Genomic DNA, 9,564 nt, shown 5'->3' with positions numbered 1-9,564 from the left:
CAGGTCTGGCACGCCCCGTGGATTTCGCCCTCGGAGCGGGCTGCTACCACAGAGCCCCGTAGCAGCGGGCTCCGACCGCGACAGGCCTGGCACCGTACGTGGATTTCGCCCTCGGAGCGGGCTGCTACCACAGGCCCAGTGGCAGCGGGCTCCGACCGCGACAGGTCTGGCACGGTCCGTGGATTTCGCCCTCGGAGCGGGCTGCTACCACAGGCCCCGTAGCAGCGGGCTCTGACCGCGACAGGTCTGGCACCGTCCGTGGATATCGCCCTCGGAGCGGGCTGCTACCACAGGCCCCGTAGCAGCGGGCTTGGCATGCCCCTTGGGTACTGACCGCGACAGGTCTGGCACCGTCCGTGGATACCGCCCTCGGAGCGGGCTGCTAGCAAGCAACCGACATCGTGCCGGCCTTGCCGATTCAGCGAGTTTCTTACCGCTTGAAGCTTGCCGCTTACTAGCTCCCCTGACATTGGTCAATTTCTGGACAGCCTCCAATACTGGACTAAGCTTTTCTCGAAGCCCCCGAGGGACAGCGCCCCCACCGAGCATGGATGTGACAGACAATGAACCTATCCCCGCTTGCCAGCAGCCACAGTTACACCAGCAGTACCCAGCAGACCACCACCCCGGAACAGCGGCAATCGTTGATCGAACAGCTGCGCACCGGCAACAATGAACTCTACCGAACGCTGACCGACGCCCTGGATCACCTGGAAGCGGACCGGCTGTCGATGGGGATCCCGCCGGTGGAGATGATCCGCAAGATCACCTACCTGGAAGCGGAACTGCGCAAGGTTATCCCGCCGGAGGATATGAAAGCCGTGCGGGTGATGACCGACCAGTACCGGCACAAGCTGCTGCACGCGGGCAGCTGACCCGCCACAGCGTGCCAGCGCTCCGGTTAAAACCCCGCGAACAGGCCGGGAGATCGCCCTCGTTATACCCGGCCGAAAGCCCTATACTGCGTCATCGCCGGTCGCCGCCGGCCTCTGCCGGAGAATCCCCCGTTGCTCAGTTACCGCCATAGTTTCCATGCCGGCAACCACGCCGACATGCTGAAACATGCCGTCCAGGCGCTGATCCTGGACAAGCTCAAGGCCAAGGCCAAGCCCTTCATCTATCTCGACAGCCACAGCGGCGCCGGACTGTACGACCTGCACGGCGACGAAGCCCGCAAGACCGCCGAATTCCGCGGTGGCATCGAACGGCTGCTGGCCGCTCGCAACGATTTCAGCGAGCTGGCCGACTTTTTCGCCGTCATCAACAGCCATAACCGGGGGACGGCATTGCGTCACTATCCCGGCTCGCCGGAGATCGCCCGCCAGTTGATGCGTGAGCAGGACCGGCTGATGCTGATGGAGCTGCACAACAATGAAGTGGAGATCCTGAAAGCCAACATGGCCGGCGACCCGCGAATCGCCATCCACCACCGCGACGGTTTCGAAGGGCTGCCCGCGCTGCTGCCGCCGACGCCGGCGCGGGGGCTGGCGCTGATCGACCCCTCCTATGAGCTGAAAACCGATTACGACCGGGTGGTCAGCAGCATCCGCCAAGCCAACGAACGCTGGCCGATCGGCTGCTATGCGATCTGGTATCCACGACTCGGCAAGCAACGCGACCAGAGTGCCACGATGCTGCGTCAGCTGGCCGCGCTGCCGTTGAAAAACCTGCTGGTCGCCGAACTGAGCGTCGCGCCACAGTCCGCCGAATTCGGCATGCACGGCTCCGGCATGGCGATTCTCAACGCCCCCTGGCAACTGGACAGCCAGTTGGCCAGCCTTCTGCCCCGGCTGCACGATGCCCTGGCGCCGGACGGCGCGGGGGACTGGTCGGTACGCTGGCTGATCGAGCCGGACTGACCACCGGCACGCCCTCCATCATCTATGCTTGGATGAACAGCGTGGGAAGCGGCCGGAGGGATAGCATGTACAGCTTGCGACAACGGGTCGGCCTGTGGCTCGGGCCGGCCGTTTTTCTACTGATCCTGCTATTGCCACTGCCCGAGGGGATGCGCCCGGAAGCCCTCAAGGTGGCAGCGATCGCCGCGCTGATGGCGATCTGGTGGATTTCCGAAGCGATCCCGATTCCGGCTACCTCGCTGCTGCCGATTGCGCTCTACCCTGCGCTGGGCGTGATGAAATCCGCCCAGGCCACCCCCTCCTATGCCAACCACCTGATCTTCCTGTTCATGGGTGGTTTCCTGCTGGCGATCGCCATGGAGCGCTGGCACCTGCATAAGCGGATCGCGCTGAACACCATCCACCTGGTCGGTGTCGGCCCGGACCGGATCGTGCTGGGGTTCATGATCGCCACCGCCTTCCTGTCGATGTGGGTCAGCAACACCGCCACCACCATGATGATGGTGCCGATCGGCCTGGCGATCATCAAGCAGGCCGAGGAAACACTGCAGGCGCAACCGGTCGCCGGCATCGATGCCAGCCCGCCCAACTTCAAATTCGGCATCTCGTTGATGCTGGGGATCTGCTATGCCGCCTCGATCGGCGGCGTCGGCACCATCATCGGCACGCCGCCGAACACCGTGCTGGTCGGCATGATGGAGAAACTGTACGGCCAGACCATCGGCTTCGCCGAGTGGATGCTGTTCGGTATTCCGCTGGTGGTGGTGATGCTGATCTTCGCCTGGCTGCTGCTGGTCAAGCTGGTCTACCCGTCCGGCCTCGACCACCTGCCGGGCGGGCAGCAGCTGATCGACGAACAGCTTCATGCGCTGGGGCCGATGAGCCGCGCCGAGAAACTGGTGCTGCTGATCTTCGGCCTGACCGCCGCCGGCTGGATCCTGCGCGGTTTCATCAAGCCGGCGATGATCCACGACGCCACCATCGCCATCACCGGCGCGCTGCTGCTGTTCATCACCCCACTGAATCTTAAGAAGGGCGAGTTCCTGCTGGACTGGCAGTCGGCGGTCAAGCTGCCCTGGGGGGTGATGCTGCTGTTCGGCGGTGGCCTGGCGCTGGCGCAGGGTTTCCAGAGCTCCGGCCTGACCGAGTGGATCGGCAACCAGCTCAGCCTGCTCAGCGGCATCAACCTGACCCTGTTTATCGGCGTGGTGGTGCTGCTGACGCTGTTCCTGACCGAGATCACCTCCAACACCGCCACCGCGACCCTGCTGATTCCGGTAATGGCGGCGGTGGCCGGCACCATGCAGGTGCACCCGTACGGGCCGGTAGTCGGCGCCGCGGTGGCCGCCTCCTTCGCCTTCATGCTGCCGGTGGCGACGCCGCCGAACGCGGTGGTCTACGGCGCCGGCTATGTCACCATTCTGCAGATGGCCAAGGCCGGCTTCTGGCTTAACCTGGCCGGTGCGGTGCTGGTAACGCTGTTTGTCAGCTGGGCGATGCCGCTGCTGTGGGGACTCGACCTGCTCAGTCCGCCGGGCTGGGCGAAGTAACCGAACAACGGGGCAATCCGGTTAAGCCCAAGGACGCGGTGAGCCGCGATGGTTAAGGCTCCGTTCACAGCCGCTGCCGCCTGATCATAGCCGGCCCGGCTTGACCCGGTTGCCGTTCTATCCGATGCTGCCAGCCTGTTTACAGAGGGGGAATTGCGGGCATGACCAACAGTATTGTCAGCAGCAGCGGCGACTATCGTGTCGACAGCCTGCTTATCGGCGTGAAATGGGGTAGCGGCGATGTCGGCACCGGCACCACGCTCAGTTACAGCTATCCGACCGACGGCTCCCTCTGGTACTACAGCAGCAACGACGAAGCCAACGCCGGCTGGTACGGCCTTTCCAGTGCCCAGCAGCAAGACTTCGACAGCGCGCTCAACGCCTGGGCCGAGGTGGCCAATATCAACCTGAGCCAGGTAACCGACGGCAGCGGTTATGGCGAGTACGGCGATATACGGGTGGCTTACACCTACGCCATCAGCGGTGCGGTCGCCGCCTACGCCTACACTCCGGGTAATGGCACCTATATCTTCAACCAGGGTGTCTCGCCGTCGGACGAGGCGGGCGATATCTGGATCAACCCGGAGGTCAGCGACCTCGGTATCGGCAGCCAGGGATACGCCACCCTGCTGCACGAGATCGGCCACGCGCTCGGCCTGAAACACACCTTCGATGCCGAAGGCGAGTTCCCGGCGCTGAACGCCGCCGAGGACGATACCCACTACAGCCTGATGTCCTACACCGATTACCTCGGCGCCGGTTACCTGTTCGAGGAACAGGACGGCTTTTACAGCTACACCGCCCGCGCCGCCTCCACGCCGATGCTGTACGACATTCTGGCGATCCAGTACCTGTACGGCGCCAACACCAGCACCCGCACCGGCGACGACACCTACAGCTTCGCTACCGATGCCGAGTTGAAGGCGATCTGGGATGCCGGCGGCACCGACACCTTCGACCTGTCCAACCAGCTGACCGGGGTGAATCTGAACCTGACCGCCGGCAGTTTCAGCGATATCGGCCAGAAACAGATGGAGTACCAGGGCGCCAAGACACTGGCCGAGGACAATATCGCCATCGCCTTCAATGTCGAGATCGAGAACGCCATCGGCTCCGCCTATGACGACAGCCTGACCGGCAACGCACTGGACAACCAGCTGACCGGCGGCGCCGGCAACGACAGCCTGGATGGCGGCGCCGGCACCGATACCGCCGTTTTCAGCGGCAACCGCAGCGCCTACACCATCACCGGCACCACCGATAACGCCAGCGTCAGTGGCCAGGACGGCACCGACAGCCTGACCGCCATCGAAAACCTGCAGTTCGACGACGGCAGCTACAGCCTGGCGTCGCTGCTCGCCCAGGGCGAAGGGGTCCCCCCGCCGACCCAGAAGTCCGAGGTGGATTTCAGCCCGACCGAAGGCAGCCTCGCCTACTTCCTGCTGGAACTGAGCGGCCCACTGAGTAGCGCCGCCTCGGTCAGTTACAGCACCCGCGACGGTACCGCGATAGCCGGCGAGGACTACGTCGCCACCAGCGGTACCGCGTTCATCGCGGCCGGCGAAACCTATACCACCATCGCGGTCGAACTGATCGACGACTCACTGCAGGAAGGCGACGAGACCTTCTCGCTGGCGGTATTCGCCCCTGTCGGTGGCGTCTTCGGCGATTCGCAGGTAGAGTTGGTCGCCCAGCGAACCATTACCGATAACGATACGGTGGTATGAACCCGGCAAAAACCCGTAAACTATGGCGGGCTTCTGCCAAGTTTTATGCCCTCGTCACCTTCATTGGATCGCTATCGGAGCCTCGTTCGCCTATGTGGATTACGATATGACACTCACCCTAGCGGACCTGCATGGCCTTCCGCTGCTGGGCGGCCTGGACGATACCAAGAAACAGGCGCTGCTCAATCAGCTGAATGTCCGTACCTACAAGCGCAACGAAGCCGTGGTACAGAAGGGGCAACCCTCGTCCGAGCTGTTTTTTTTATTGAACGGCCGCCTCAAGGTGGTGGACTACGCGCCCAGCGGCCGCGAGGTGGGTTTCGTGTTTATCGAGTCCGGCTCCCATTTTGGCGAACTGGCGCTGATCGACGGTAAGCCCCGCTCGGCCTCGATCGTGGCTACGGAAAAATCCACCGTTGCGATGCTTACCAAGCAGCATGCCCGCACGCTGATGTATTCCGAACCCAGTGTCTCCGAAAAGCTGTTGAAACAACTGGCCAATATTATCCGCCAGAACAACGAACACATGGTGATGCTGGGCAATACCAGCGCACCGACCCGGGTCAATATCCTGTTGCTGAAATACGCCAGCGAGGTGAATGGCCAGTTGGTGATCGAAAAGCCACCCACTCAAAGTGAGATGGCCATTATGACCAACACCACCCGGGAGACGGTATCACGCACCCTGAGCCAGCTGATCGAGCAGGGCGTGATCGAAAAACAGGGCAAAAAGCTGACCATCCTGGAACCGGACGCCCTCGAAGAGATGGTGCTGGACTGTTAACCTGATCGGCACCCAATATAACCTTCATCCCGCCAGCAGTATGAGCACAGTAGCTTCCTATTACCCTGCGGTATTCGCCATCAGTAGCCGAGACAACAACAGCATGCACCGCGGTTCCGGAGTGCTGTTGGCCGGTGGTGAATACATCCTGACCGCCGCCCATCTGGTCACCGACGCCACATCGACGACGGACGTCAGCCTCAGTAGCCCCTACCTCTCGGGCCTGCCCGACATTGACGCGATCTTCATCCACCCGGACTGGGATTCCAGCAACTACAACAATGACCTGGCATTGTTGAAGCTCAGTGAACCGATCACCGGCACAACGGGGCTGGAGATCTATCGTGGTGATGAAGCAGCACTGCTGGGCTCGGAATTTATCCGCGTCGGCTTTGGCTACGGTGCCGACAGCAACCAGCATATCGGTACCAATATCTATGATGCCCCGGGCGAAGTACTGAACAGCCGCTATAGCCGGGATATCCCCGACGGCAGCCAGCTGCTCTACGACTACGATAACGGCACCAGTCAGCAGAATATGCTGAACTACTTTTCCGGCTACAGCAGCGACAGCACACCCAGCAGCCTGGAAACAATCGCCATCAGCGGCGATTCCGGCGGCCCGGCCCTGGTCGATGGCCAAGTGGCCGGTATTGCCAGCTACGTGGTGGCCGACCCCAGCTTCGACAGCGACCCGGATACCGCCTCTACGCCCGGTGAAACCGGCGCCGACACCAATGTCAGCGCCTACCAGTCGTGGATCGATTACATTACCGAGGGCAACCCCGAGTACAGCGCGCCGACAAGCAGCGACGAGGTGATCGAGGCCGTCGAGGAGCCGGACTACGGCACCGTTACCAACCACTTCCTATTGTCGGTCAGTCAACCGGTGAGCGAAACGGTCCGCCTCTGGTACAGCACCCTGGACGGCACCGCGGTTGCCGGCGAAGACTATCAGGCCAGCGAAGGCTGGGTTGAGCTTCAGGCTGGCGAAAGCAGCGCCGCCATTGCGATAACCATTCTCGGTGACAGAACCGATGAAGGCAGTGAATCCTTTTCTCTGCAGGTCAGCGACCCGACAGGACAATGGCTGGCCGAAGGCGTCAGCCTGATCGCCACTCACCAGATCACCGACGAGCTTTTGCTGAGCTGACATTCCTCCCTGCCCGATTAATATTTGCGGCTGCAGCGAGATCCCTATCAAGAGCGACTTTTCTGCTGATGGCACGAGAAAACGATTGGGCTGGTAGTTATCAGATCAAAGTTGATCTCCCCCTCCTCAATGCATTTCCGCTAAGCTGGGTGATCAGATAAACCGACACGGAGGTCGAAGATGTCTGGGCACACTTACCCCTTTATCCAGCACCATGGTGGCGCCGAGGGTGTTACCGGCTCCTGCCATCAACTGCACCTATCAACAACGGCCAGCCTGATGGTCGACTGCGGCCTGTTCCAGGGGCAGGAGGCCGAACGGCTCGGCCCGGCAGATCAACAGCTTGATCAGCTGGCATTCGAACCAAGGCAGCTTGAAACCCTGCAGGCGCTGATCATCAGCCATGTCCATATCGACCATGTCGGCCGCTTGCCCTGGCTGCTGGCAGCCGGCTTTCGCGGGCCGATCTACTGCTCCATCCCGTCGGCCCAGCTGCTGCCGCTGGTCATGGAGGAGGCGCTGGAGATGGGCTTCACCCGTAACCGCCGGATGATCCGCCAGTTCCTGCGGCAACTGGACAAACAGCTGCGCCCGTTGGAATACCTGCAATGGCAGACGATCAACGCCGACTGTAGCATCAAGCTGCACCGCGCCGGCCATATCCTGGGCTCCGCTTATTTAAGCATTCAGGCGGGCGATCAAACCATCGTCTTCTCCGGCGATCTGGGCGCTCCCTGGGCGCCCCTATTGCCGGCGCCGAGTTCACCCTGGCGGGCCGACTGGCTGATTCTGGAAAGTACCTACGGCGATCGGTTGCACAGCCAGCGGCGAAGCCGTCGCAAGCAGCTGGAAAAGACACTGCTGGAGGCACAACGGCGCCAGGGTACGCTGATGATCCCCGCCTTCAGCCTGGGTCGCAGCCAGGAATTGCTGTACGAGCTGGAGCGGATCATCCACCGTCACCGGCAACAGGGTGGCCCGCTGGCACAGCTGGAGGTGGTGATCGACTCGCCGTTGGCACAACGCTTCACCGATATCTACCGCCAGCTTCAGCCCTACTGGGACGCCGAGGCACACCGCTCGCTCAGGCAGGGGCGCAAGCCGCTGGCCTTCGAAAACCTGACCTGCATCAGCGACCATCGCGAGCATCTACAGACGGTCGACTACCTGCGCCGCAAACCGCGCAGTTGCGTGCTGATCTCAGCCTCGGGAATGTGCAGCGGCGGGCGGATCGTCAACTACCTGAAAGCCCTGCTGCCCGATCCGCGTCACCAGGTACTGTTCGTCGGCTACCAGACAGCCGGCACGCCGGGCCGGGATATTCAACGCTATGGCCCCAGCGGCGGCTGGGTCCGGCTGGAGGGTGAAAAGGTCGAGATCCGCGCCGCTATCAGCAGCATCAGCGGTTACTCGGCCCATGCCGACCAGGCCGGCTTGCTGGCGTTCATCCGCCGCATGCGCCACAAACCGCAACGGGTTCGGCTGGTGCATGGCGACCCGACCGCCAAACAGGCTTTAATGAGGGAGATTCAAAAGGAGTGGCCGGAGATCCGCGTAGAACTGGCAACACTGACCGATCGGCAGCGGAGAACGGCGTAAAATTACCGCTAAAAAACAGCAAGCCGCAGCCCTTACGGACGGCGGCTTTCCGACAAACCCGCAGGCTTGAAAGCTTACTGCGGCAGCTTGGCGATCAGTGCCTGCTGGTAAGCGTTGGCAGCGGTCTGCGCCAGCGCCAGCTGCGCCTGCAGACGCTGCACTTCGGCCTTGGCGAACTGCAGGCTCTGCAGGTCGGCCTGCGCTTCCGGGCTCAGTTCGCTGATCAGGTATTCACGACCGTCGACGGTCAACTTGGCGGCATTGTCGCTCATGAAAACTCCGTTGATAACAGATGAAACAATAGAAAACGGCCTACCAGTGTAACGCGAATCGATTCGGGCCTCTAACCCAGGCGCCAAATACGGAGTTCATGCGTTGCCGCCCGCTCCGAGAGCGACCGGCCCCCTGGTACGAATCCCGAGACTTGTCGCGGTCGGTACCCAAGGGGCATGCCAAGCCCGCTGCTACGGAATCCATGCGTAGCAGCCCGCTCCGAGAGCGACCGGCCCCATGGTACGAATCCCGAGACTTGTCGCGGTCAGTACCCAAGGGGCATGCCAAGCCCACTGCTACGGAATCCATGCGTAGCAGCCCGCTCCGAGGGCGACCGGCCCCCTGGTACAAATCCCGAGACTTGTCGCAGTCAGTACCCAAGGGGCATGCCAAGCCCGCTGCTACGGGGCCTGTGGTAGCAGCCCGCTCCGAGGGCGACACCCACCGAACTCGGCCAATCCAGTCGCGGTCAGTGCCCGCTGCTACGGAATCCATGCGTAGATACCATCTCTCGATTCCGGCCACAACGGCCTTTTACGGCAGTTGTGGTTGGAATTCTTGCTGGTTTTTCACCACACCGAAACAGATGTGTACCAGCTTGCGCATGGCGGCGCCCAGC

8 protein-coding genes are annotated in these 9,564 nt (G+C 62.2%); 7 read left to right on the top strand and 1 reads right to left on the bottom strand.

The genetic code is table 11. From position 1 onward, the window contains the following. The first annotated feature begins 563 nt into the window (after positions 1-563). The 7 genes from K6T12_RS20915 (at position 564) to K6T12_RS20885 (ending at position 8,672) form a co-directional block, all read left to right on the top strand. Positions 564-875: a hypothetical protein gene (locus K6T12_RS20915; protein ID WP_222224914.1), complete on the top strand. Its 312-nt coding sequence runs from the start codon at positions 564-566 to the stop codon at positions 873-875. A gap of 132 nt (positions 876-1,007) precedes the next feature. Next, entirely contained in the window at positions 1,008-1,859 is an 852-nt protein-coding gene (locus K6T12_RS20910; RefSeq protein WP_222224913.1) for a 23S rRNA (adenine(2030)-N(6))-methyltransferase RlmJ, read from the top strand. Between the two features lie 65 nt (positions 1,860-1,924). Next, the gene (locus K6T12_RS20905; protein WP_255611968.1) at positions 1,925-3,409 is read left to right on the top strand and encodes an SLC13 family permease; all 1,485 of its coding nucleotides are present in this window, start codon (positions 1,925-1,927) and stop codon (positions 3,407-3,409) included. A gap of 161 nt (positions 3,410-3,570) precedes the next feature. Then, a complete protein-coding gene (locus K6T12_RS21810; protein ID WP_222224911.1) occupies positions 3,571-5,136 on the top strand; it encodes a Calx-beta domain-containing protein in 1,566 nt (521 codons plus the stop codon). A 106-nt stretch (positions 5,137-5,242) separates the two neighbouring features. Continuing rightward, positions 5,243-5,920 (top strand): Crp/Fnr family transcriptional regulator, encoded by a 678-nt coding sequence (locus tag K6T12_RS20895; protein WP_222224910.1) that lies wholly within the window; start codon positions 5,243-5,245, stop codon positions 5,918-5,920. A 40-nt stretch (positions 5,921-5,960) separates the two neighbouring features. Next, complete coding sequence (locus tag K6T12_RS20890; RefSeq protein WP_222224909.1) at positions 5,961-7,073, top strand: trypsin-like serine protease; 1,113 nt, start codon at positions 5,961-5,963, stop codon at positions 7,071-7,073. A gap of 180 nt (positions 7,074-7,253) precedes the next feature. Then, positions 7,254-8,672, top strand: coding sequence for an MBL fold metallo-hydrolase RNA specificity domain-containing protein (locus K6T12_RS20885; RefSeq protein WP_222224908.1), 1,419 nt, complete (start codon positions 7,254-7,256; stop codon positions 8,670-8,672). Between the two features lie 74 nt (positions 8,673-8,746). On the opposite strand, the gene K6T12_RS20880 is transcribed toward K6T12_RS20885, so the two are convergent. Further along, on the bottom strand, positions 8,747-8,944 hold the full coding sequence (locus K6T12_RS20880; protein WP_222224907.1) for a DUF6447 family protein: 198 nt from the start codon (positions 8,942-8,944) through the stop codon (positions 8,747-8,749). Positions 8,945-9,564: the final 620 nt, after the last annotated feature.

The organism is Marinobacterium arenosum (genome assembly GCF_019795155.1).
Classification (GTDB): Bacteria; Pseudomonadota; Gammaproteobacteria; order Pseudomonadales; family Balneatricaceae; genus Marinobacterium_C; species Marinobacterium_C arenosum.
This window is presented reverse-complemented; position numbering and strand designations above follow the sequence as displayed.

Bases quoted from the DNA above. Each gene is read 5' to 3' on its own strand.
- K6T12_RS20915 (WP_222224914.1), top strand. From the start codon at position 564: ATGAACCTATCCCCGCTTGCCAGCAGCCACAGTTACACCAGCAGTACC.
- K6T12_RS20905 (WP_255611968.1), top strand. From the start codon at position 1,925: ATGTACAGCTTGCGACAACGGGTCGGCCTGTGGCTCGGGCCGGCCGTT.
- K6T12_RS21810 (WP_222224911.1), top strand. From the start codon at position 3,571: ATGACCAACAGTATTGTCAGCAGCAGCGGCGACTATCGTGTCGACAGC.
- K6T12_RS20895 (WP_222224910.1), top strand. From the start codon at position 5,243: ATGACACTCACCCTAGCGGACCTGCATGGCCTTCCGCTGCTGGGCGGC.
- K6T12_RS20890 (WP_222224909.1), top strand. From the start codon at position 5,961: ATGAGCACAGTAGCTTCCTATTACCCTGCGGTATTCGCCATCAGTAGC.
- K6T12_RS20885 (WP_222224908.1), top strand. From the start codon at position 7,254: ATGTCTGGGCACACTTACCCCTTTATCCAGCACCATGGTGGCGCCGAG.
- K6T12_RS20880 (WP_222224907.1), bottom strand. From the start codon at position 8,944: ATGAGCGACAATGCCGCCAAGTTGACCGTCGACGGTCGTGAATACCTG.